A 23467-nucleotide genomic window follows, 5' to 3' on the forward strand; every position below is an offset into this window, starting at 1 on the left:
CGTATATAGATGAAGAACAGGCACAAAAGCCAAGTAAACGCGGCTAGCGTGAAAAGGATGCAAATCCTGTTGATTGGAGGAATACTTATGACACCACATCGCCAGGAAGAAGAAAAGAAGAGAGTACCCACACATGTGCGGGTTGTGGTCGACGTCCATTGTCCTGTGTGCGGGGCCTCATTTGACGACATTGTGCGCAATGGCCGGGCGGGATGTGCGGAATGCTACCACACGTTTTCCGACCGTTTGAAGCCAATGATTGAGCGTATTCATGGAGAAGCCATTCATCGGGGAAAGGCGCCCGGCGCCAATCTGCCACAACCGAGGCAGAGCAGCCAGCTGGTGGTAAAACGCCGCGCTCTGCGGGAAGCGATTGACACGCAAAACTTTGAATACGCCGCCGCCCTTCGCGATCAGATCAAGGCGTTGGAAGAGGGAGGCGACCGCCATGCATAAGTGGTATCAGGAGGTTGGTGAACAGAACGATGTCGTCATCAGCACGCGGGTCCGTCTGGCACGCAGTTTGCCGGGGTATCCGTATCCCAAGCGAATGAATGCCGCGGGACGGCAACAAGTGGAACAGATGGTCTATGAAGCGGTGACAAATGAAAATGCCGCAGTGGGGCACTCGTTTTCTTATCTGCGCATGGACGAAATCGGCCGGACCGATAGCCTTTCTTTGGCAGAGCGGCGGTTGGTGCGTCCGGATTTTCCCGCGGATCGCATCGGAGGAATCTTGGTCACACAGGATGAGGGTCTCTCACTATTAATCAATGATGAGGATCATCTGCGGATTCAAGTGTTTCGGGCTGGGATGGACCTCGAAGGGGCCTATGCAGAAGCAGACCGGTTGGATACCATTCTGGATAAAGCGCTGCATTTTGCATTTGATCCGAAGTTGGGGTATCTGACACAGGACCCAGCCAACCTTGGAACAGGTATGCGGGCTTCCGTTCTGCTGCACCTCCCAGCACTGCATGAGAGTGGTTCCATCGGGCGGATTGCAGCAGGCTTGGCGAAGCTGGGACTGATTTTGGAGGAGGAGCCGTTTGACCCTTCTAGCGAGGAAGAAGAGACCTCACGCTATCTGTTATCCAACCGTTTAACCTTGGGATTGAGTGAAGAGGAGGCCCTGCGAAACCTCAAGAGCATTGCGCAACAGCTCTTCGTGCAGGAACGCACCGCACGCCTGTCTCTCGCAGAGAAATTGGAGATGCAGGATGCAGTCAGCCGAGCGCTTGGTGTGCTCCAGAGCGCGAAAATGTTGGGGGAAGCAGAGTTACCCGATCTGCTCTATCGGGTGCGCTTTGGCATCTCCGCCGGCCTGATTTCCGGTGTTGGGGTGGAGAAAGTAGACGCCCTTCTGATGGAACTACAACCCGCGACTTTGACCTTGGCCTGTGGCCGGCGGTTGAGCCAGTCTCAACGCGATGGCTTGCGTGCGGAAGTGGTTCAGCGAGTTCTCGGTTAAACCGATTGTAAAAGACAGCGATCCGAGTGAAAAGAAAGAGATGTATGATTTTTGAAAGAAGGGAATGCCATGCCGAATGGAACCATTCGTCAAACAGAATTGGCTGCTGCACTGTTCCATATGATTGGGGGAACTGTTCCTCATCCATACGAGCGGGAAGCGGAAGCCCGTACACTTGCCGAGCAGTTGGGAGACCGGTCAAAGAATCCTACACAAGGTTGTTGAGCTCTGTGGGACGCCCACCACACCCAAGCAGCTTTTTCTTGTGACCCGCGCCTATAGCTTCTTAGGAAATCGATATGCAAAGGAGACGGAGAAAGCAGCTACTGCGTACTTGGCTACAGCGGGGTGGCAAGAGCTGCCGCATCGAACCGTTTATGAAGAAGGAATTCCGGTGAATGGGGCGGCTGCCGGCCGCGCTTGTATTGTGTCCGACTTGGCTGCGGCGGAAGAACATTTGGGAAAGTTGGAAGCAGCCATTTCGCATTATTTGGAGGCATACCGTCTGGAGCCATACCGCGCGATGTATGCCATCAAGGCGGCGGATGGGATGGTAAAGATGGGGCGAAAGGAGGAGGCGCTCACCTTTTTGCGGCAGCAAAAGGAAAACCGCTATTATACGCCTGTTAAATACCGCGATGCACAGGGACAGTGGCGTCACAATGATACCTTTCGGGAACTGCTAAACGCCCAGATTTTGAAGTTCGAAAGCTGAAAAGAGTCAACCCCACCGGCTAAGGAGGGGACATAAGGAGACTCTATAAGGGGCTATTACCGGCAAGCGTCCCAGGGAATGCACGGAACTTTATTCCGCTTACGTCACTTGCCTACAGCCCGTAAACGGGCAATCACCGTTCTAACAGCAATTTTCTATCATCGAAAGATTTTTGTTAGCAGCTTGCTTTGCTCGATGCTTGAAGCGAAAGCTTTTACGGGGCGCCTCCACCGCCTCTGCTGAGGCCCTAACCAATCAAAGAGGGTGTCCCAAAACTACGGATCTTTCGATTCATAGGAAAGGGTATCCTCTTTCTGTTTGAAAAAATATCTGCGTTTCTAAAAAAACGAGGGTATCCAAAAGTCATGAAATGACTTTTGGATACCCTCGTTTTCTATTGTGCATCTGAGCAAAGTGCAAACTTGCAGCTCTATTGGGTAAAGTGGGATCGCTTTCGCTTATAAGTAAAGCGGGAAATAAACAGCAACCTATCCACAACACCATCGGCACATAAGGCGCCCGTTTATAGGCTGTGAGACAGCAAATGTAAATCGAAGAAAACCGTACCTCTTGAGAAGGTTTGCCGGTATGAATCTCTTATCAGAATTTATCAAATCCGTGGCTTTGCCGGGAATGCCCCCTAGGAATCCAAAACTCCCGGACATTTCAGAGAGGATTCCCCCTCCCCAATGGAGGAATAGGCAAAAACCGCCTTAAAAAGCCGTATCCGTCCTGGAGATCATAGAATGTAACCGATTTTTTTCATCACCTTACGCAACGTGCGCTGAGAAATGGCCAATGCCTTTTCTGCACTCGCGCGGTAACACTGCTCCAGATAATCCTTGTTTTTGCTGTAGTCAGCATACCGTTCTTGGATGGGGCGCAAATGCTCTACTACGGCTTCTCCAACAGCCGCCTTGAAATCGCCATAACCCTTGCCCTCGAATTCATGCTCAATCTCTTCGAAGGTCCGGCCAGTCACAGCAGAATAAATACCCATCAGATTGTTTACGCCGTCCTTACCTTCTGCGTAACGCACACAGGCGTCGCTGTCTGTAACTGCACGTTTAAATTTGCGCATGATGTCCTCCGGCTTATCCAACAGTGCAATACAACCATTGGCATTCTCGTCAGACTTACTCATCTTCTTGGTTGGGTCCTGTAAGGACATGACCCGTGCACCATTTTTGGGGATGTATGGGTCCGGAACAACAAAGGTAGGGCTGTACAAACCATTAAAGCGTTCTGCAATGTTGCGGGTCAGCTCCAAATGCTGTTTCTGATCGGCCCCAACCGGGACAAGGTCGGCTTGATAAAGAAGAATGTCTGCCGCCATCAGAGCGGGATAGGTGAACAAGCCCGCATTGATGTTGTCCGCATGCTTGGCGGATTTATCCTTGAACTGTGTCATACGCGAGAGTTCGCCGAACTGTGTATAGCAGTTTAGAATCCATGCCAACTCCGCGTGGGTGTGGACATGGCTCTGCATGAAGAACAGACTTTTGCCCACATCAATTCCACAGGCCAGCAGTAGGGCATAGGCCTCCATAATGTTGCGGCGAAACTTTGCAGGCTCCTGCCGTACGGTGATGGTATGCAGGTCGGCTAGGGCAAAGATACAATCAAATTCATCCTGAAGGGCAACCCAATTTTTCAATGCACCCAGATAATTGCCCAATGTGATGGTGCCGCTGGGCTGAATGGCACTGAATATGACTTTTTTGCGCTCAATCGGTTGATTATCCATGGGAATCCCTCCTTACAGGATGTCCTTGGCGAGCTGGCCAAGAATCTCAATCCCCTTGACCAACTGCTCGTTGGTCGGGGTGGAATAATTAATGCGGAAGCTTTGACAAGGTTCGCTCTCATCGGTCAGAAAAGCGTTGCCTGGAACCACACAGACTTTGCGCAACACCGCTTCCTTACAGAACGCAGGCATATCAACCCCGGCCGGCAGGGTGCACCACAGGAACAGGCCGCCTTCGAACGGGTTGTAAGTGATTTTATTCGGAACCAGACATTCGTCCATCTTACGCAGGGCTAATGCAGATTTCACGTCGTAAAGCTCGCGCAGGCGGGCGAGATGTGCCTCATAATCGTACTTGGTCATGAACTCGTGGCAGACGATTTGGCCCCACATAGAGGTATGAACATCTGCACCCTGCTTGCATACCACCAGTTTTTGCAGAAGGGCCTTCGGCGCAATGGCATATCCAACGCGCATACCGGGAGAAATCACCTTGCTGAAGGTACCCGCATAGATCACGATTCCATCCTCATCCATAGATTTGATACATGGAATGGACTCTCCTTTGATGCGGATGTCGCCATAGGGATTGTCCTCCAAAATCAACACCCCGTATTGTTTCGCCAAGGCATAGAGCTGCTTGCGTTTTTCAAAACTCATGGTGATTCCCGAGGGATTCTGGAAATTTGGAATCGTATAGATAAATTTTGCACGAGGTTCTTCTTTGAGGGCGCGTTCCAGCTCGTTCATATCCATGCCGTCGGACTCCATGGGAATACCGCGCAGCCGGGCGTTATAGGAACGGAAGGTATTCAGGGAGCCGATAAAGCTCGGCGCCTCACAGATCACCACATCGCCTTCGTTGCAAAGAGATTTTGTGGTCAGGTCCATCACCTGTTGCGCGCCGGAGGTGATGAGAATATCGTCAAAGTCACGTCCGACTTGATGTTTCTCCTTCATATAAGCGGCCAGATGTTGGCGTAGCGGTAGATACCCTTCGGTCAATCCGTACTGCAAGGCATCCACAGGGTGTTCTGCCATCATGCGGGAAGAAATTTCGGCGATTTCCTTGGCCGGGAAGGCTTCGGGGGCAGGATTGCCAGCGGAGAGGGAAACCACAGTCGGGTCCGCCGCATACTTGAAGATTTCGCGGATCGCAGACGGCTTGAGAGTCTGCACGCGGTCGGAAATTTTGTATTCCATGAAGCAAGTTCCTTTCATTTGATGAATTCCTGTTCAGTTTACCACATTTTACGCATAATGTCCAGCGCAAGCCAAGGCGTTTTCCTCCAAGACCAGTATGTGGGAAAGTATCCGCCGGCTTGACGGAAGGTGACCGACAGGGTATCTGCCTAACGGGAAGGGAAGAACGGAACATGGCAGAAAAATTGACGGATGGGGAGAAGGCGGTTTTGCGGAATACGGAAGGGAGCGAAGCAAGACATGATTCCCACACGATATATTTCTGAATTGAAAAGCATTATCACTGTGAGAAAGGGCTTCTCTAATTTTCATAAAGTCTTTTGCAGGGATGTTTACACATGATTCCGTAAAGGTGACCGACAGGGTAGCCGCCTAACAGGAAGGGAAGAACGGAACATGGTAGAAAAATTGACGGATAGGGGAAGATGGGGATGGTTTTGCAGAATAGGAAAGGAAGCGAAGCAAGACATGATTCCCACACGATATATTTCTGAATCGAAAAGCATTCTCATGGTGAGAAAGGGCTTCTCTAATTTTCATAAGGTCTTTTGCAGGTATGTTTACACACGACTCTGTATAGGGTAGAAAATGAATGCGATCCTACATCAAAAGGCTAGGGACAAAACTCTGGAATCGAGGATTATGCGTCGAAAAACAGAGAAAGCAAAACAAGACGCCGCGCAAAATAACAGATCGTCCGTTTAAAAACTACCTTGGAAGGAAGATACTGCGACGAGAGCTTCCAAAATATTACACTACGTTATGACAAAAGTTTCCATATACTTATTGTATAATGTTCCCGTAAACCCTTTTCGATGGCCTTGATGGATGCCCTCCCCAAAGGGTGGACATGCACAAAATCATAGAAGGAGAGCGATGGGAATGGCAAAGGAAAAAGTGGCAGTACAGGTCCCGGAGGGACAAGCGCCGCCGGTATCCAGTCGGCGTGCAGATCTGGAAAACTGGTTGGCGGCTCTGTTACCAGGTTTCCGAGCTGTTGCGCGGCAGGCGGTGTTCTTTTTGGTTGGGCTGCTCTGTGCGCGCGGTGTTGTATTTGGAAAATATGCGCCCTTTGGAGTGGCCGCCGTGGCGGCCATGCCTTATCACTCTATGTGGAGTACGGTTTTGGGATGCGCAATCGGTTACCTTTTGCCGTCGCAAGTATCGGTGCCTGTCCATTATATCGCTGCGATTCTTGCTGCTGCGGCCATTCGTTGGACGATGAATGATTTAGTTCGTGTGCGGCAGCATCCCGTATTCGCTCCTATGACGGCCTTTTTGCCCATGCTGTGTACAGGGCTGGCGTTGGCATTTGTCAATGGGTCCACCGCCTCTGGCACTGCAATGTATGTGGCGGAATCTTTATTGGCGGGAGGAGCCGCCTATTTTTTAGCACATGCGGGCGCTGCGCTTGGTTCCCGGCGCGGCGTTTCCAGATTAAGCGGACAGGAGATCGCCTGCGTGCTCCTGTCCTTGGGAATTCTCCTGCTGGCTTTTGCCGATCTGACCGTCGGAAGCATATCCATCGGCCACATTGTAGCGGTATTGGGAATCCTCTTTGCAGCACGTTATGGAGGTGTGGCTGGTGGTGGAATCTCTGGAATAGCAGTAGGAACCCTGTTCAGCCTGGCGACGACAGGGCTGAATTATGTATCAGGCGCTTACGCTCTCGGCGGTCTGATGGCAGGAGTCTTTTCTCCAGTCGGACGTTTGGCCTCAGCCGCAGCGTTTGTAGTGGCAAACGGCGTAGCATCCTTACAGGTGGGAAACCAAGCCGCAGTGGTCAGCGGCCTGTATGAAGTGATGGCGGCGTCCATTCTTTATATTGCACTTCCCAAAGAAATCGGCGGCAAATTGGTTGGTTTATTTTCCAGTGGGGACGATCATTCCCGCTCGGATGGTTTACGCCGTTCTGTGATTATGAAGTTAGATTATGCAGCAAAGGCCCTGGGGGGCGTATCCGAATCCGTGGAAGAAGTCAGCCGGAAGCTGGGCGCGGCCTGCGCACCGGACATCAATGGCGTATACAAAAAAGCAATCGACGAAATATGTATGGGTTGTGGTCTGAAGGTCTATTGTTGGGAACGCAACTATGGCGACAGTATGAATGCGTTTAATGATTTGACCTCGCGCCTACGGACACGGGGACGAATCGACCGGTCTGATTTTAGCCCACATTTTGCGACGCACTGTAGCCGCCTGAATGATATGGTGGAATGTGTCAACCGGAACTACGAACAATTTACAGTGCGCCAAGCGGCAGAGGGCCGCGTGGCACAAGTACGGAACATGGTTGCAAATCAATTTACAACGACCAGCCGGATGTTGGAGGATATGGCTAGCGAAATGGAACTTTTTGAACGGTTTGATTTTGCTGCAGCGCAAGGAGTATCCGAGGTTCTGCGCTCCGCTGGCGTTACGCCCATCGAGGTAAGTTGCCGGGTAGATCAGTTCAACCGGATGTCTATTGAGATCGAGGCCATGCAGGTGGAGCGGATGCGCATGAATCGCGGTGCAGTGGTAAAGGAAATTTCCCGCGCATGTGGCCGGTTGTTTGAGACTCCATGTATCAGTACCGCCCAGGGGAAATGCAGAATGCAGATGAGCGAGCGGCCTGTATTCCGCGTACAGACCGGATGCTATCAACATGTATGCGGGGGAGGCCAGTTGTGCGGAGATAGTTATGCATGTTTTAATGACGGAAGCGGACGTCAGGTGGCGTTGATTAGCGACGGCATGGGTTCGGGCGGACGGGCTGCAGTGGATGGCGCGATGGCGAGCGGCATCTTCTCGCAGCTCGTAAAGGCCGGAATCGGGTTCGATACCGCCTTAAAAATTGTCAACTCCGCATTGGTGGTGAAGAGCGGGGACGAATCCCTCGCGACCATTGATGTGGCAGTGTTGGATCTGTTCAGCGGTTGTGTAGAATTGCGCAAAGCAGGGGCGCCGATTACGATTTTACGACAGGGGGGACAAGCCAAACGGATCGACGCGCCCTCGCTTCCCATAGGAATTCTAAACGATGCCCGCTTTGCTAAGATGGATGCCGTACTTGGGGACGGGGACCTGGTGGTTCTGATGAGCGATGGCGCGCTCGCTGCTGGGGATGATTGGCTCTGTGAAGCGGTGGAACAGTGGCAGGGCCTTTCGCCACAGGATTTGGCGGAGGAACTGGTGGCAGAAGCGGTGGCGAGGCGATCCGATGGGCATGACGATGATGTAACCGTTTTGGTACTGCGCATGACCATGCCTCAGCCACTCCCAAAGGAGGAGAAGGAAGAGGAGAAGGCCGGATAAAGGCCCAACAAAAAATGCTGTAGGAGAGTCATACTCCTACAGCATTTTCATGTTTCCAATGAGAAAGGGTCAACCTATGAACCCGACCGATGGTATCTTCTATGAGATTTGTGGGTCTGGTTTTTTGGCCTCTTCTTCATAAGTTGTGATATATCGCCGCACCCGGAAATGAGCGCCGGTCTGTCTACAGAGCGCCTCACAGGCGGAGAGCTCTTCTTTTGGTGTTCCGTTATCCACTACCGTCATATCGACCTCCGGAACGTACTGGACCACTTCCTTTGTGAATTTTAAGATCGCAGGAAGTGCCTCCAGGCCATATTTAGGATGGCAAAGCGCCACATACCCCTCCGGCGTGGACGCGTTTAGGCTGACAGAGATCGTATCCACCAGCCCCTGGAAAGAACTTGCCGTATTCCGGCCGTTGATGAGATCGGACAATCCATTGGTGTTGACCCGGATGGGTATATCCCGCAGGGCACGAACCTTTTTGCAAACCCATAACAGATCGTCCAGGCGGCAAGTGGGTTCGCCATACCCGCAAAAGACCAACTCTCGATATTGGCTCAAGTCATAGTGGGATAACGCAACCATGATTTCCGTCTGCGTAGGCTCCCGGTCCAGCCAAAGATTATCCCCGGAACCGACGCTTTTGCTGTGCGTTCGGATGCAGAAATCACAGGCGCATGGGCAACGATTTGTGATATTCAAATATAGGGTGTGTCCAAGCACATATGCGACATTACGGTCCAGATCGCTCATGTGGATGCCTCCTCCAACGGGATTCCAAATAGCTTTGCGGCGTTGCGCTGGGTTGCCTTTAGAAGTACTTCCACGGGGATTCCACGGATTTCCGCAATGCGTTCTGCAGTTTTTGCAATCATAGAAGAATCACAACGCTTTCCGCGAAAAGGAACGGGCGCCATGTAAGGGGCGTCGGTCTCCAGCAAAAGATGCTCCAACGGAACATCCGCTGCCACCTCCACAGGTACACGTGCGTTTTTAAAGGTAACCGCCCCTCCAAGGCCGATATACATGCCGAGCCGGACAACCTCCCGCGCCATTTCTACACTGCCAGAAAAGCAGTGCACGACCCCTTTCGGGCGGTACTTTTGCAGGAGCTCCATGGTGTCCCCATGCGCATCACGGTCGTGTACAATCACTGGGAGGCCTCTCCGGTTTGCAAGGTCGAGCTGCCGGGCGAACCATTCGCGCTGAATCTCCCGTGGTGCGTTATCTGCAAAGTGGTAATCCAAACCGATCTCTCCTACGGCAACTACTTTTGGGGCATCCAACAGCGCTTCCACTTCGTTAAGTGCCTCCGGAGAGGTATCGTTGATGCATTCGGGATGAATACCCGCAGCTGCATAAATATGGGGATACTGTGCGGCTAACGCGACAGCATCACGGCATCCCTGTAAATCTGCGCCTACGTTGACAATCCGGCAGATACCCTGCGCGGGGAGATTCCGAAGAATCTCCCCGCGGTCTGGATCAAATGCCTCATCATCATAATGCGCGTGCGAATCAAAAATCAAACGGTCCATCGTTCTAAATCAGTGAATCCGGGAACCGGCTGGAATACCATCCACAAAGATTACCCGTACACTGTCCTCCCCATCGTCTGCGGCAAGAATCATGCCTTGGCTTTCTACTCCACAAAGAGTGGCCGGCTTGAGGTTTGCCACCAAAATAACACTGCGGCCGATCAGGTCTTCCGGCTTATACCATGCAGCAATCCCAGAAGCAACCACACGCTCCCCTTCGCCGTCGTCCAGTGTAAGTTTTAAGAGTTTCTTTGCGCGCTTGATCGGCTTACAGGCTTTTACCTTTGCTACACGCAATTCCACCTTATCGAATACATCGATCCCGATCTGCGCGAGACCTTCGATATGCTTCTTTTCCGGTTCGCAGGGATTCGGAAGAAGCTTGTTCAACTCTTCGATCTCCTTGTCCACATCGATGCGCGGGAACAGAGTCTCCCCCTTGGTGACGACCGCGGTCGGAGACAACAGGCCCCACTTGGAAGAAGACTCATAAGTGAGGACCTCTGGAATAGCGCCGATCTGCTGTTGAATCTTCGGGGCAGTCTCCGGCATAAAGGGCGCGATCAAAATGGAGATGATGCGCAACGTTTCACAGAGGTTATACAGAACGCTTGCAAGACGCGCACGCTTTGTGGCATCCTTGCCCAACGCCCACGGCATGGTTTCGTCGATATACTTGTTGGCGCGGGCGACCAGCTTCCAGATCTCCGCCAAAGCGTTGGAGAATTGATACCCATCGATCGCGGCGTCGCATTTGCCGCGCAACATGGAGGCCATGGTAATCAGTTCGCCGTCCGGCGCAGAAGCGCAGCGCTCCGGCGGGATCGCACCGCCGAAATATTTTTCCACCATTGCAGTGGTGCGGGACAGAAGATTTCCAAGATCATTGGCCAGATCGGAATTGATGCGGTTGATGAGCGCCTCATTTGTAAAAACTCCGTCCGCGCCAAAGGGAATTTCCCGCAGAAGGAAGTAACGAATCGCATCCACACCGTACCGGTCACAAAGAATGAGCGGGTCTACGACATTTCCCTTGGACTTGCTCATTTTGGTGCCATCGCCAAAAAGCAACCAGCCGTGTCCGTAAACCTGTTTTGGAAGAGGGAGGTCCAGCGCCATCAACATGGCAGGCCAAATAATGGTGTGGAAACGCACGATTTCCTTCCCCACAAAATGGACGTCAGCCGGCCAAAATTTGCGGTACATCAGATCGTTTCCAGAACCATAGCCAAGTGCTGTGATATAGTTGGTCAACGCATCCAGCCATACATAGACCACATGATCGGGGTCGAAATCCACTGGGATTCCCCAAGAGAAGCTGGTGCGCGTCACACAGAGGTCATCCAGACCCTGCTTAATGAAATTAATCATCTCATTTTTACGGCTCTCCGGCTGGATAAACTCTGGACGTTCTTCATACAGTTTGAGCAGACGGTCGCCATACTCGGAAAGACGGAAGAAATAGGCCTCCTCTTCCGCCCATTTGACCTCGCGCCCGCAGTCCGGGCATTTGCCGTCCTTGAGCTGCGTTTCCGTCCAGAAGGACTCGCAGGGCGTACAATACCATCCTTCATATTTGCCTTTATAGATGGCGCCTTTCTCATACAAAGCGCGGAATATTTTTTGTACAGCGCGCATATGATACGTATCTGTCGTACGGATAAAGCGGTCGTTGCTGATGTTCAAAAGCTTCCAAAGGCTCTGGAACCCTGCAACAATTTTGTCGACATATTCCTTCGGGGTTACCCCCGCTTCCGCCGCTTTGAGTTCGATCTTCTGGCCGTGCTCATCCGTGCCCGTCAGAAACATCACGTCATATCCTTGTAGACGTTTATAGCGTGCAATCGCATCGCTCGCCACGGTGCAATAGCTGTGGCCGATATGCGCCTTGCCGGAGGGATAGTAGATTGGCGTGGTGATATAAAACGTTTTTCTTTCCATGTCATTCGCTCCTACTGTTCAGTCTACACATTTCCCGTGCTATGCCCGGTAACTGTTGAAAAATTGCGCAAAATCGTTTTCCAATTGGTAAACGATTTACACATATAACAATCCTATTATACCATTTTCAATCGGGTTTTCAGTCGCATAAAGAAAAACAGAAAGAATGTGTGCGTTTTTTAACAACAAATATCAATAATAAAAACGCATTGTGAGGAAAAAGAGGTCCCCACAATGCGCATCACGCTTTAAAAGAATTTTTATTGTTCTAAAGATCCAGACTCTCTTGGCCATACAAAAATTCACGCAAAAGCCGGCAATTTTCCGGCAGATCGGGAACCAGCACCATCCCGCTGCCCTGGATTGTCTGATCCTCATAGGTGTCTATATTCGGGACAGCCATGGTTTCCATCTCATAGTTCATGATAGCAGGGGCCATCGCCGCCAAAGCCAACAAATCACCGTCGCTGAGATTGGTTTCTACAAAGGGGAGATAATCGTACATCAATTTGCTGAACTCTACAGGATTGAGTTCCTTCATACGGGAAATCATCGCTTCGACCACCTGTCTCTGGCGGCCGGTACGGCCGAAGTCGCTGTCGGTTGCCCGAATCCGCGCATAATATAGCGCCAAACGACCATCTAAATGATTGACGCCTTCATGCAGATTGCTGCCCATGTTTCGGTTTTCTTCTTCCGCCACTTCTGCGGACATATCGATGTCGATTCCACCCATTTTGTCGATAATGGCTTCAAAATTGTCAAAGTTGACCGAAACATATTTATCGATGTTGACGCGGAAATTGTTTTCGATGGTCTGCATGGTCAATGCAGGCCCTCCGTGCGCATAGGCAGCATTTAACTTGGTTTTTCCCACTGTGGGGATTTCGAGGTAAAGGTCCCGCAAAAACGAAACCAATCGAAGTTTCTTTGTCTCATTGTCGATGGAAACCAACATGGTCGTGTCAGACCGGTGGCTATTTCCATCGTCCCCGTTGTCCGCGCCGATCAGCAGGATATTGGTTACCCCATCCTTGGAGATCACATCCCAAGCAGGAGCAGCTGCGGGCTGCTCAACATATTGGGAGGTATCGACCCCCGGCCGGTTTAAACGATTCATCATTACACCGGCGTATGCAGCGACTCCCAACACCAGTACGAGCATAACGCAAAAGATTGTCGCCAGAATCCGATGTCCACCGCGCTTCTTTTTCCGCCGGCGGCCGGCCTTACGGCTACGTGCGCTTTGTACCGCCGCACGTTTATTGCTGCTGCTGTAAATGTCGCGGTCGACATAATTGTACCGGTCGATTTCTCCTTTATACGTTCGGGGCCCTTTGCTGCTGGAATAAATATCGCGTGAACCGGACCGTGTATTGGTTCTTCGTTTATCCATTTTGTCACTCCTCATCCAATTGAATCTGCTTGTCCCTATTTACAATACAAGGGAAAAGAGCCCTTTCTGACATCCTCGCTTTATTCTATTGCATACAGGGGGGCATGTCAATCATTTATGGACGAGAGGAAGTTCTTTCCTGCGACGGAAATCTGCCTTTTTTGCGCGAATTTTCGCTTAGAATTCAGAATATCGTAACAAATTCAGATGAGTCAATGGGTATAATAGAGAGCCAAGACATTTATTTTTAATAGAGCAGGAGGAAAACGCCATGCGGACAATGGGAAAAAGGGACGTCGTGCCGATATGCGCAAGCTGTTGATCCGGGTTTTGGCCCTGGGGTGTGCGTTATTGATTGCAGGTTCCGCCTTATTGATGGCGTTCCTGTGAGATTGGGGATTGAAAGGAAGGATTGTAATGTCTGGAAAAGGAACAAAGGAAGTCACACTGTCCATTTTGGGAATGCAGTGTGAGCATTGTGCAGCCAATTTGGAGAAGGCGCTTTTGGGGACCGATGGGGTAGAAAAGGCGACTGTGCGTTTTGCAACAAAGTCTGCTCATGTTGCTTATGACGAGTCCAAGATCGATTTATCCGGAATCTCCAACGTGGTGAGCGATGCCGGTTATCAGATAGGCGATTGAGACATGACACACAATAGGATTAGAAAAGTCCCGCCGGGGTTACTCCCGGCGGGACTTTTCTAATCCTATGAGAGGGGCTAAGCAGCGCCATCTGGCGTACATTCTTTCGTGAAACGCATCGCCAACAGGATTGCCAGAACCCCTCCTACAAGCTTACAGATCACATAAGCAGCTACAACTTTTCCCACAGAGACGCTGGATACAAAGGCCAGCTGTCCTCCAAAAACAAAAGCCCCCGTAGCGGCGAAGGCCGCATTCGCAACTTTCCCGCGCGGGTCCATCCGGCTGTATAGTGGGAGCATCGAAAGGCTGGTTGCAAAACTGACCAAAAAACCAGCGACTGCATAGCGGTTCATACCGAAACGGCCAGCAAGGGCATCAACTGCCCGGCCGCAGTGCGCCAGCAACAAACCACAAGCGACGGTGGAACCACATACTACGGCGGTACATTTAAAAACAATGGTCATTGCCTCAAAAAAGAGCTTTTCTGGTACAATGGACCATTCAGGAAGAAATACGCCGGCGGTTACGACACAGAATAGGAGAATCCCCGCTGCCCGTACAAACAACCCCAACCCTGATAAAATCCGGATACAAACGCGCGGAGCGAACCGGAGAGCCAAACACAACAGTAAGCACAGAAAAAGAACTGGCCACAGGTTGGCGAACAACGAAGCAGGGGGTAATCCGAGGAAGAAGCCTCCGGCTGCCAGCGCTGCAGGCATAGCGACAATCCCCCACAGAATCCCCTGCATAAACCCTTCCAGCTCAAAACTTTGCAAGCTTCCCAACGAGGTGGGAAGTACAAAACTGATTAGGCAACCGAGAAGGGAAGACAACAACAGGCCGGAATAGGCAGCCAAATCGGAAGAAGACGCGAGCTGGCTGGCGATGGGGTATCCCCCGAGATCCGGCGCCAGCAGTGCCCCGGCTAAGACGGACGGATCGAAGGGGAGGACCTCCCCCCAAGCAGCAATTCGCTCGGGATGGGAACTCAATGCAGCGACGGCCACACAGTACACTCCGGACATGGAAAGGCAGAGCGGCCCCATTGCCGCAAGGCCGCGGTCGAATTCTCCGGCAATTCCCAGTTTGCCACCGATTATCTTGTCCAGCGCCCCCAGGAACGCAAAGCATAGGAGAATAGCGATCAGGATATTCATACGATTACCGGGAGAGTGGCGCGCAGGCAGCCTTTAGCCATTCCCGTTCATGGTCGTTCAGATGGCTTTCCAGGGATTGATAGACAACCTGATGGAAATTGTTCAACCAGGTGAGTTCGGCGTCGTCCAATAAATCTACTTTCACCGCACGGGTGTCAATGGGGCAATATGTAATCGGTTCAAAGCAGAGGAACCGGCCGTATTCGGTGGTATCCCATACCTTGCAGACCAACTCATTTTCAATGCGAATACCAATTTTGCCTTCTTCGTACACGCCAGGTTCATCCGTGATGGTCATTCCTGGCTGAAAGACGACTTGGTTGGTCGTGCGCAGGTTCTGGGGCCCTTCATGGACGCCGCCGACAAAGCCCACCCCGTGGCCGGTGCCACAGCGATAGTCGATTCCATGTTGCCAAAGAGGGCTGCGCGCAATAATGTCCAGGTTGCCGCCCGTGCACCCCTCCAGAAAAATGACCTTGGCGATGTCAATATGGCATTTGAGTACCCAGGTATAATAGGTCTTTTCCTCTTCGGTCGGCTTACCCAGCGCATAGGTGCGCGTGATGTCGGTGGTGCCATCCAGATATTGTCCGCCAGAATCCACCAGAAGGAATCCGTGAGGCTCCAATTTGGCGCAGGTTTCCGGAACCGCATGGTAGTGCATCATGGCAGCGTTTGCGCCATAGGCCGGGATGGTGTCGAAGCTGTCTCCAAGGGAGAGCGGCTGTTCCCGGCGCAAGGCGGAGAGCATGTCCGCCACATCACATTCGGTCAGTGGATCGCCATTTGCCATCTTATCTTCCAACGCCATCTGGAAGCGAACCATCGCAACGCCGTCTTTTACATGTGCATTTTTGATGTTTTCGATCTCCACATCATTCTTGACGCCTTTTAACAATTGAACCGGCTCTTCCCCAGCGAGCAAGGTAACGCATGGATTGGCCTTCCAAGCGCTGTACAGAGTGTAGTTTAAGCCGTCGGGCTCATAAAGTGCGGTTACCTTCTGGCCGATGGAAGCGATGGCTTTTTCCACATCTCCATATTCAGCGGTCTCAACGCCTTCCTTGTGCAGAGCCTCCTGCGCCTCCTGTGGCAAGCGGCTCCGGTCGATAAACAATGTAGCGCGCTCAGGGAGAACTAGGCAATAAGCCATCGCAACCGGCGTACAAGCGATGTCATCCGCACGCAAGTTCAGCAGCCAGGCAACGCTGTCCAAGCGGGAAAGCAGAATAGCATTTGCTTCTTTTTTTGCAAGCTGTTCCCGCAGAAGCGCCAATTTTTCATGCACAGTTTTCCCAGCATACTTGACGTCCAATAACCAGGCAGGCGTGGCAGGCATCGCCGGGCGGCCTTCCCACAGTTGCGCAACAAAATCAATGTTTCGAATGGATATTTGCTTCTTTGCAAATGCCTTTTGCAGCTTTTCCACTGTGGAAGTGGCGGTCACCATCCCATCCACGCCCATTACGCCGTTTTCCGGTAACATATCGGTCAACCAGGTGGGAATCTCTGGGGTACCCTTTTGTGCAATGCGCATCAGTTCAATACCGCTGCCGGCAAGTTGACGTTCCGCCTGGATAAAATAGCGGCCGTCCACCCAGAGGGCAGCGTCGGTAGCGGTGACGGCCAATGTACCTACGGAGCCGTTGAAACCGGAAAACCAGCTTCGCGCCTGGTAGCAGTCGGGCAGGTATTCACTCATATGGGGGTCTGAGGATGGAATCAAAAAGCCATCGACTCCGGCCTCCTTCATCGCGGCGCGAAGGGCCGCAATGCGTTCTGGAACTGTTTTCATGGGGAATCCCTCTTTTCATATAAAATACAGTGTAATTGGTTCTATCCATTTTCCCTTCCTCATTCTATCCCCTCACCGTGCATTATGCAAGGGGGGAAATCGAATGGAAAGAGACGTTTCCATGTGGGAAAAAGAGGGCAAAAGAAAGCCGCCTGAAGGCGGCTAAGGAGGAATAAACAAATGGATCAGGAAGCTGTGTGCTTTTTACGTTTCCGGCCCCGGCGTGGTTTTGGTGTATCTTTCTCCTCTTGTTCCGATTCGGCGGTGGGTTCCGGGGGTTGTATACAGGCGGGAAGGTATTCGGGCGGTGTTTTTGTAAGGTCCGTTAGGACGAGGCCGTCCAGGGAGACTTCGAAGAACCACGCGAGTTTTAACAATACGGGAAGGGGCGGCATGGTACGGCCGAGCTCATAGTAGGTATAGGAAGAGCGCTCCACGTTTAACCAGAGTGCAACCTGCCGTTGGGAGAAATGAAGGGTCTTGCGCAGGAAACGGAGGTTTTGCGAAAGATAGATGAGGGACATCGTGAAGCGCCTCCAAAGGATAAAGGATTCATGTCATGCTTATTATAACACAGTATAATTTTTGTTGCAATACGATTGTAATACTTTTTGTAATGCATACTTTCCATTACTAACGATACATAATATTTGTATTACAATTGTATTGTGAGGTAATTGTATGAGAAATAAATTCAAAATTCCTCATATTCCAGCAACCCCACCAACGACAACAAAATCCATACGATTTCCAAATGAAATGATTGAAGAAGTTGAGGAAGCGATTCGCGGAAAAGATAGCAATTTTTCTGCTTTTGTAGTGGAGGCAGTGCGTGTAGCTTTATTAGATTTGAAAGAAGAAGAAAACTTCACAAATCATAAATGACAAACTCTGTAATACAAATGTAGTACATACTTTTTTCAAAATTTTCTTCATAATTGTTGTGTTACATTTGTATTGCGTGGTGAAATAGGGTGGAGAAGTTTAAGATTCCACATGTTCCTCAAACAACGTTAAAGTCGATACGTTTTCCAAACGATATGATTGAGGAAATTGAGGATGCTATTCGAGGAAAAGAATGTACGTTTTCTGCATTTGTCATTGAAGCGGTTCGAATTGCTTTGCTAAATTTGAAAGAAGATTCCTCGCAATCTGGAGAATAAAATCCCACGGACGATTAAAAAGTCCGTGGGATTTTTATAGTTTAACTATAATTTTGTGAAAGTTGCTTACCTAGAGTTGACATTGCTTAAATTCTAATTTATAATTAATATTAAAGAAGATTAACAAAATTTAGCGCTGTTTATATAAAATTATAGCGTTATTTTCTAAAAGAAAGGTAGGGAACTTCATGAAAAGAAAAACGTTTGGCATCGTTTTTTCCGTTTTGCTTCTTTTGGGAGGTGCGGTTTCACTTTCTCTCGCATCCAGTATACCACAAGAAAAACATGGTAGGGAAGAAGAAATCAGCGATAAAGAGATTCAGCAACCGTCATGTGAAGTGCCCAGCGACCGAATAAAAATTACGCCAACATCGGAGCCAGTTCTTTTAGGCAAAACAGGAGAAGCTTCCGGAGAGGTGGCGTATTCGTTTTCGGTGCAGCCTTTGGCGGATGGAGTCAAACGGATTTCCTTACTTTCTGGGAACCCAGATGTCAAATTTGTAGAGTATGTCACTTTGCCGAAAGAGGATTATTTAAACAATATAGAAGTGGGTTTTGAGAAAAATCGCGTGCTTCGGCAGAGTATATCTGAGCATCTCTCACCGGATGGGACGACCCCTTGTAATGCGACAAAGTGGTTGGAAACTCCGGTTGAAAAGGAGCTGGCAAAAGGAGAAGAATGGAAAATTGATTTGGAGTTTCCAGTAGAACTTCTCGAGGAAAAAGGCGTCAGGCCGGAAGGCTCGCATGCATGGACAATGGATGGATTTTCCCTTTATGCGTTGTTGACGGATGAAGAGGGACAACAGGCTTTACAGGAGATTTGCTTCGCAAAACAGGACAGCAACGCCTTAGAGGTATCTGTTTTCAGCCGGGACTTGAAAGATCTTGCGGAGATTGAAACATCTTCAGAAATCATCACGAAGGAGCTGCACGACTACCGATATATCTATGCCTCCCCGGAAAAGGTAGAACCGGTCTATCATTGTACCCACATGGACACCGCAACCGGAACGGTTTTGGAAGGCGATTTGACGCTGTCGCATACCACACAAATGGGGGATGCAGTTTATGCGTATTACGATGGGACAGTCATGGGCGTTAAAGAAGGAAATGCGTTTTCAGAGTTTCCATATGGAGAAAGCGTATAATCTCTACTTTATAGAGGCTGCTTTAGAAAGCGTTGTGTAATTGTGTATAAAAAGAGGGTATCCCAAAAGTCATGAAAAGACGGAAGGATACCCTCTTTTTTTAGAAACTCAAATATTTTCCAGACAGAAAGAGGATGCCCTTTTCCTATGAATCCAACAATTCGTAGTTTTGGGACGTCCTCTTTTGAGCTTATAGATGCTAGGCGGTGGTTGTGAGAAACGGGGCAGCCTTAGGGATTTGGAAAACTGTTTTCATAGAAGTCCAAAAAAATGGACACTCGCATACATTCCTCCCGCAAAGTTTCATCCTCTGTGGGAATCTGCGAGCCATAGTTTTTGTATGGTTCCCAATTTGAAGGGGTGAAGGGTTCCAAATCGAATTGTCCCTGAATGGCGGCGATACCCGTCTGAAAATCCATGGCGGCTTCCGCAAAGGCATCGTCCGGGTCTTCAAAGACCGGCATACCTTTGGAATTGATTCCCATTGCGTAGGCAGGTTTTCCCATGAGAAAATCGGGAACTTGCTCTTCAGAAACCGGACCTATCACATTTCCATAGAGATTCTCTATCCGGTTTTGATGAAAAAACCAGGCGAGCACGGCGACGGCCATTATAAAGACACATGTAATAAAAATAGAAGACTTCCGATGTTTTTTCATAGGGATTAGACTATCCTATAATTGCATAAGGGATATATCCTAAATATTCCCACCCGTTATCTGAACTACTGACCCTTCGTTGTAATCGGATGAGTGTTGGGCAACTTTAAAGTCTGTATATCCGCTGCTAGTTTTACTGCCAATAGTCGTTACAAAAGTGCAATGACCCCAACCACTGTCATTATCCGCATCATAGGCAATAAAGTCGCCTTTTCGAACTCTATAAGTAGCTAGGAAAATGGCATTAGATATTTTTTATAGATAACATTATACGTATTAGATTTTCACGAACTACGCTATTCTAGACTTGTACATTGGAAAACATCAACTTTAATTTAAATTATATTGATTGATTAAAAACGCTTTTGGCTCTTACAAGATATATCGGACAATAAAAGTCTATTTAGAATTACTTATTAAAAGAATAATAAAAATATTCATAAATGTCAATAATTAAAATAAAATTGATACATTATTTATAATAAAAGTTTTTATATAAACTATTTAAGTTAAGATTTAAAATTACAGTTTATAAATTCGTCAATATGAAAATAAGTAAATTTTATTAATAATGTACTGAAATCCTTATTTATAGCTTCCCGGGAGGCGTTCCGATTCTTTGGTCACAATTCACGATTTGTTCTTTCTTTTTCCCTGTACATATGGTATAATAACACCCGTATGCTCAACATTGAGATGAATAATTGGTTTTCAGGAACCATTTTGAGGTGAACGTTCATGGGTAATATTCTCAAAGCCTTTTTTGGCAACTACAGCAAGCGCGAGTTAAAGCGCATTCAGCCCCTTTGCGACAAGGTGCTCGCACTTGAAGAAAAATACAAGCAGCTGAGCGACGAGGAATTGCAAGCGCAGACCCCTGCCTTGAAGGAACGCTTGGCCAATGGCGAGACATTGGACGACATTCTGCCCGATGCATTTGCCGTCTGCCGCGAGGCGTCCGCCCGCGTTTTGGAAATGCGCCACTTCCCGGTGCAGATTATCGGCGGTATTGTTCTGCATCAGGGCCGTATCGCAGAAATGAAGACCGGTGAAGGTAAAACCCTTGTGGCAACGCTTCCGGCTTATTTAAATGCCCTGTCGGGCAAGGGCGTCCATGTGGTCACGGTCAACGATTATTTGGCACGCCGTGACTCCGAATGGATGGGCAAGGTATATCGCTTTTTGGGCCTGTCGGTCGGACTGATCGCCCACGATATGGACAATGCAGCTCGTCAGAGAGCTTACAATGCGGATATTACCTATGGTACGAACAATGAGTTCGGGTTCGATTACCTGCGCGACAACATGGTTATCTATAAGGAGAATAAGGTGCAGCGCGGCCATAATTTCGCCATCGTCGATGAGGTTGACTCCATCTTGATCGACGAAGCGCGTACACCGTTGATTATTTCCGGCCAGGGGGACAAGTCCACAGAACTGTACAATATTGCGGATGCATTCGCCCAGACCCTTCAGATGGTGAAGGTTGCGGACTTGGATTCGAAAGAGGACAATGACGAACTCTATAAAGACGCGGATTATATTGTCAATGAAAAGGCCAAGACGGCTACGCTTACACCGTCCGGTGTGCGGAAGGCGGAAGCCTACTTCAATGTAGAAAACCTGACGGATGCGGACAACATTACGCTTCAGCATCATATCAATCAAGCGATTAAGGCGCGCGGCGTTATGACGCGCGACATCGATTACGTGGTCAAAGACGGCGAAGTCATCATTGTCGATGAGTTCACCGGCCGTTTGATGTATGGCCGCCGGTACAACGAGGGCCTGCACCAGGCCATCGAGGCGAAGGAAGGCGTCAAGGTGGCGCGCGAAAGCAAGACCCTTGCGACCATTACCTTCCAGAATTTCTTCCGCCTTTACACAAAGCTTTCCGGTATGACCGGTACGGCGATGACGGAAGAGGATGAATTCCGTGAGATCTATAAGCTGGATGTCATTGAAATTCCAACCAACCGCCCGATGATCCGCCAGGATTTGCCGGACGTCGTATATAAGACAGAAAAGGGCAAATTTAATGCAGTCATCGACGACATCGTGGAGCACCATGAAAAGGGCCAGCCGGTGCTGGTCGGCACAATCTCCATTGAGAAGTCCGAACGGCTCAGCCAGCTGCTCAAGCGCCGCGGGGTCAAGCACGAGGTTTTGAACGCAAAGTACCATGATAAGGAAGCGGAGATCGTTGCGCAGGCCGGTAAGAAGGGCGCCGTTACGATTGCAACCAACATGGCAGGCCGTGGTACGGACATCATGCTGGGCGGTAACGCAGAATATATGGCGAAGGCGGAGATGCGCCGGATGCAGTACAGCGAAGAACTCATCAACGAGGCGGACGCACATTCGGACACCGAGGATGAGGAGATCCTGGAGGCGCGCAAGACCTTCCAGGAGCTTAATAATAAGTATAAAGAGGCAACCAAAGGAGAAGCAGAGGCAGTGCGCGAAGCTGGCGGACTATATATCATCGGTACGGAGCGGCACGAGTCCCGCCGTATTGATAACCAGCTGCGCGGCCGTGCCGGCCGTCAGGGCGACCCCGGTATGAGCCGGTTCTATATCTCCCTGGAGGACGATTTGATGCGCCTGTTCGGTGGCGAACGCATCACACAGATGATGAATACGCTAAAGGTGGACGAGGATACGCCGATTGAAGCGGGGATGTTGACAAAGACCATCGAAGGAGCACAGAAGAAGATTGAAGGCCGCAACTTTGGCATTCGTAAGAATGTTTTGCAGTATGATGACGTGATGAGCCGCCAGCGCGAGATCATCTATGGCCAGCGCGATCAGGTGCTCAACGGGGAAGATCTGCGTGAACAGATTGTCAAGATGATCGAACAGGCGATTGGGGCACAGGTGGACAAATATCTGCCGGCTTCCAACCTGCGCGACGACTGGGATTTGAACGGCCTGCGGGAACATTATATGGGCTGGCTGATTGGCCCGGACGACTTGCAGTACGATGAGAGCGAAATGGAAAAGCTCGATCCGGAATACGTCAAGGAAGAGATCTGCAAAAAAGCGATGGCGCAATACGAAGCGCGCGAGCAGGCCTATGGCGACAAGGTGATGCGCGAATTGGAGCGCGTGGTCCTTTTGAAAAATGTGGACCGCGAATGGATGGATCACATCGATGCGATGGAAGAGCTTCAGAAGGGAATCCGTTTGCGTGCATACGGCCAGCGCGATCCGGTTGTTGAATACCGTTTGGAAGGCTTCGACATGTTCGATGAGATGATTGCGACCATTCGTGAAAATACGGCGCGCATGATGCTCACCGTCCAGTTGCGCACCCAGGAAGAGCCGAAGCGCGAGCAGGTGGCAAAGCCGACCTCTACCAGCGCTGACGGCACGGATACCAACCGCACGGTGCATAAGGGTAAGAAGATCGGCCCGAATGATCCGTGTCCCTGCGGCAGCGGTAAAAAGTTTAAGAAGTGTACTTGCGCGGAGTATCATCCACAAAGCTGAGAGATGTCGGAAAAGCAGTGCAGCGGAACATCTGCCGTTGAATAGCTTGTTTCATAAAAAGGGTTTGTATTTGCCCCTTGCGATACAG

The 23467-nt window shown here is 50.1% G+C and carries 21 protein-coding genes; 10 read left to right on the plus strand and 11 right to left on the minus strand.

Going from position 1 to position 23467, the window contains the following annotated elements; genetic code table 11:
- Window positions 1-87: 87 nt before the first annotated feature.
- From ACGCCZ_RS13145 to ACGCCZ_RS13160, 4 genes are all read left to right on the plus strand, one after another.
- Window positions 88-456 (plus strand): UvrB/UvrC motif-containing protein, encoded by a 369-nt coding sequence (locus tag ACGCCZ_RS13145; RefSeq protein ID WP_054323491.1) that lies wholly within the window; start codon window positions 88-90, stop codon window positions 454-456.
- Window positions 449-1471 carry a hypothetical protein gene (locus ACGCCZ_RS13150; RefSeq protein WP_054323492.1) on the plus strand — a complete coding sequence of 341 codons (1023 nt, stop codon included), beginning with the start codon at window positions 449-451 and terminating at the stop codon, window positions 1469-1471. The genes ACGCCZ_RS13145 and ACGCCZ_RS13150 overlap by 8 nt, the downstream gene beginning before the upstream one ends.
- 69 nt (window positions 1472-1540) lie before the next feature.
- On the plus strand, window positions 1541-1696 hold the full coding sequence (locus tag ACGCCZ_RS13155) for a hypothetical protein (protein WP_411656259.1): 156 nt from the start codon (window positions 1541-1543) through the stop codon (window positions 1694-1696).
- Window positions 1647-2186 carry a tetratricopeptide repeat protein gene (locus ACGCCZ_RS13160; RefSeq protein WP_411656261.1) on the plus strand — a complete coding sequence of 180 codons (540 nt, stop codon included), beginning with the start codon at window positions 1647-1649 and terminating at the stop codon, window positions 2184-2186. The genes ACGCCZ_RS13155 and ACGCCZ_RS13160 overlap by 50 nt, the downstream gene beginning before the upstream one ends.
- A gap of 739 nt (window positions 2187-2925) precedes the next feature.
- Here ACGCCZ_RS13160 and trpS read toward each other — a convergent pair.
- Window positions 2926-3933, minus strand: a complete 1008-nt coding sequence (gene trpS, locus ACGCCZ_RS13165) for a tryptophan--tRNA ligase (RefSeq protein ID WP_085531564.1) — start codon at window positions 3931-3933, stop codon at window positions 2926-2928.
- Between the two features lie 12 nt (window positions 3934-3945).
- Window positions 3946-5136, minus strand: a complete 1191-nt coding sequence (locus ACGCCZ_RS13170; protein ID WP_054323584.1) for a PLP-dependent aminotransferase family protein — start codon at window positions 5134-5136, stop codon at window positions 3946-3948.
- Window positions 5137-6018: 882 nt separating this feature from the next.
- On the opposite strand from ACGCCZ_RS13170, the gene ACGCCZ_RS13175 reads away from it, so the two are divergent.
- Complete coding sequence (locus tag ACGCCZ_RS13175; protein WP_411656263.1) at window positions 6019-8433, plus strand: SpoIIE family protein phosphatase; 2415 nt, start codon at window positions 6019-6021, stop codon at window positions 8431-8433.
- Between the two features lie 99 nt (window positions 8434-8532).
- Here the strand turns inward: ACGCCZ_RS13175 and ACGCCZ_RS13180 are convergent, their stop codons facing one another.
- The 4 genes from ACGCCZ_RS13180 to ACGCCZ_RS13195 form a co-directional block, all read right to left on the minus strand.
- Window positions 8533-9192, minus strand: a complete 660-nt coding sequence (locus ACGCCZ_RS13180; protein WP_054323496.1) for a TatD family nuclease-associated radical SAM protein — start codon at window positions 9190-9192, stop codon at window positions 8533-8535.
- Window positions 9189-9977: a TatD family hydrolase gene (locus ACGCCZ_RS13185; protein WP_085531572.1), complete on the minus strand. Its 789-nt coding sequence runs from the start codon at window positions 9975-9977 to the stop codon at window positions 9189-9191. The genes ACGCCZ_RS13180 and ACGCCZ_RS13185 overlap by 4 nt, the downstream gene beginning before the upstream one ends.
- 9 nt (window positions 9978-9986) lie before the next feature.
- Window positions 9987-11918, minus strand: coding sequence for a methionine--tRNA ligase (metG, locus tag ACGCCZ_RS13190; protein ID WP_411656264.1), 1932 nt, complete (start codon window positions 11916-11918; stop codon window positions 9987-9989).
- A 268-nt stretch (window positions 11919-12186) separates the two neighbouring features.
- The gene (locus ACGCCZ_RS13195; protein WP_082402111.1) at window positions 12187-13314 is read right to left on the minus strand and encodes an LCP family protein; all 1128 of its coding nucleotides are present in this window, start codon (window positions 13312-13314) and stop codon (window positions 12187-12189) included.
- 417 nt (window positions 13315-13731) lie between these two features.
- Here ACGCCZ_RS13195 and ACGCCZ_RS13200 point away from each other — a divergent pair, with 417 nt between their 5' ends.
- On the plus strand, window positions 13732-13956 hold the full coding sequence (locus ACGCCZ_RS13200; RefSeq protein WP_054323498.1) for a heavy-metal-associated domain-containing protein: 225 nt from the start codon (window positions 13732-13734) through the stop codon (window positions 13954-13956).
- A 77-nt stretch (window positions 13957-14033) separates the two neighbouring features.
- Here the strand turns inward: ACGCCZ_RS13200 and eutH are convergent, their stop codons facing one another.
- The 3 genes from eutH to ACGCCZ_RS13215 form a co-directional block, all read right to left on the minus strand.
- Window positions 14034-15119: an ethanolamine utilization protein EutH gene (gene eutH, locus ACGCCZ_RS13205; RefSeq protein ID WP_411656267.1), complete on the minus strand. Its 1086-nt coding sequence runs from the start codon at window positions 15117-15119 to the stop codon at window positions 14034-14036.
- A 4-nt stretch (window positions 15120-15123) separates the two neighbouring features.
- Window positions 15124-16914: a M24 family metallopeptidase gene (locus ACGCCZ_RS13210; protein ID WP_411656269.1), complete on the minus strand. Its 1791-nt coding sequence runs from the start codon at window positions 16912-16914 to the stop codon at window positions 15124-15126.
- Window positions 16915-17099: 185 nt separating this feature from the next.
- Window positions 17100-17438 (minus strand): helix-turn-helix domain-containing protein, encoded by a 339-nt coding sequence (locus ACGCCZ_RS13215; RefSeq protein WP_411656270.1) that lies wholly within the window; start codon window positions 17436-17438, stop codon window positions 17100-17102.
- A 157-nt stretch (window positions 17439-17595) separates the two neighbouring features.
- On the opposite strand from ACGCCZ_RS13215, the gene ACGCCZ_RS13220 reads away from it, so the two are divergent.
- From ACGCCZ_RS13220 to ACGCCZ_RS13230, 3 genes are all read left to right on the plus strand, one after another.
- Window positions 17596-17799, plus strand: coding sequence for a YlcI/YnfO family protein (locus ACGCCZ_RS13220; RefSeq protein WP_054323502.1), 204 nt, complete (start codon window positions 17596-17598; stop codon window positions 17797-17799).
- Window positions 17800-17888: 89 nt separating this feature from the next.
- Window positions 17889-18077, plus strand: coding sequence for a YlcI/YnfO family protein (locus ACGCCZ_RS13225; protein WP_054323503.1), 189 nt, complete (start codon window positions 17889-17891; stop codon window positions 18075-18077).
- A 188-nt stretch (window positions 18078-18265) separates the two neighbouring features.
- Window positions 18266-19228, plus strand: coding sequence for a hypothetical protein (locus ACGCCZ_RS13230; RefSeq protein WP_411656272.1), 963 nt, complete (start codon window positions 18266-18268; stop codon window positions 19226-19228).
- Between the two features lie 230 nt (window positions 19229-19458).
- Here ACGCCZ_RS13230 and ACGCCZ_RS13235 read toward each other — a convergent pair whose 3' ends face one another.
- Both ACGCCZ_RS13235 and ACGCCZ_RS13240 read right to left on the minus strand, forming a co-directional pair.
- The gene (locus ACGCCZ_RS13235) at window positions 19459-19692 is read right to left on the minus strand and encodes a hypothetical protein (protein WP_411656274.1); all 234 of its coding nucleotides are present in this window, start codon (window positions 19690-19692) and stop codon (window positions 19459-19461) included.
- Between the two features lie 234 nt (window positions 19693-19926).
- Entirely contained in the window at window positions 19927-20139 is a 213-nt protein-coding gene (locus ACGCCZ_RS13240) for an amidase domain-containing protein (RefSeq protein WP_411656286.1), read from the minus strand.
- Window positions 20140-20625: 486 nt separating this feature from the next.
- Between ACGCCZ_RS13240 and secA the strand changes: the two genes are divergently transcribed.
- The gene (gene secA, locus ACGCCZ_RS13245; RefSeq protein WP_054323506.1) at window positions 20626-23379 is read left to right on the plus strand and encodes a preprotein translocase subunit SecA; all 2754 of its coding nucleotides are present in this window, start codon (window positions 20626-20628) and stop codon (window positions 23377-23379) included.
- Window positions 23380-23467 lie beyond the last annotated feature (88 nt).

The sequence above is a fragment of the Anaeromassilibacillus sp. SJQ-1 genome (genome assembly GCF_046693725.1).
In the GTDB taxonomy this organism is placed as follows: domain Bacteria; phylum Bacillota; class Clostridia; order Oscillospirales; family Acutalibacteraceae; genus Anaeromassilibacillus.